The organism is Streptococcus sp. STC1396 (assembly GCF_058933875.1).
Genome location: NZ_JBZYCU010000059.1, coordinates 1 through 539, shown reverse-complemented (window position 1 = coordinate 539; position 539 = coordinate 1). Strand labels below are relative to the sequence as shown.

1 tRNA gene and 1 rRNA gene are annotated in these 539 nt (G+C 39.3%); both read left to right on the top strand.

The annotated features are described in order from the left end of the window. Positions 1-11: 11 nt before the first annotated feature. Positions 12-127: ribosomal RNA gene (gene rrf, locus AC5FEC_RS10425) — 5S ribosomal RNA — on the top strand. Between the two features lie 5 nt (positions 128-132). Beyond that, a tRNA-Asn gene (locus AC5FEC_RS10420) sits at positions 133-206 on the top strand. Positions 207-539: the final 333 nt, after the last annotated feature.

Below are 539 nucleotides of genomic sequence, written 5' to 3'. Positions count from 1 at the left end.
AATTCAGAAAGTTAAGTGACGATAGCCTAGGAGATACACCTGTACCCATGCCGAACACAGTAGTTAAGCCCTAGAACGCCGGAAGTAGTTGGGGGTTGCCCCCTGTGAGATATGGAAGTCGCTTAGCTTTTATCCGCCATAGCTCAGTTGGTAGTAGCGCATGACTGTTAATCATGATGTCGTAGGTTCGAGTCCTACTGGCGGAGCTAGCAAGCACTTTATAAGTGCTTTTTATTTTGTAAAGATTGCATTCAAAAAGCGAGATTTTATGGCTCTTTTCTACCATTTGTCAAGTCTGTCAAGGCTTTAAGTGAAAAATGAGATAAGACAGTAGTTATTCCGAGGTTACTGTCTTATTTTTAACACTTTTTGAGCCATAAAAGGGCATGCAAAAAAACACCTCATCTGGTATTTTTTTCTACCATTTGTCAAGTCTGTCAAGGCTTTAAGTGAAAAATGAGATAAGACAGTAGCTATTCCGAGGTTACTGTCTTATTTTTAACACTTTTTGAGCCATAAAAGGGCATGCAAAAAAAACA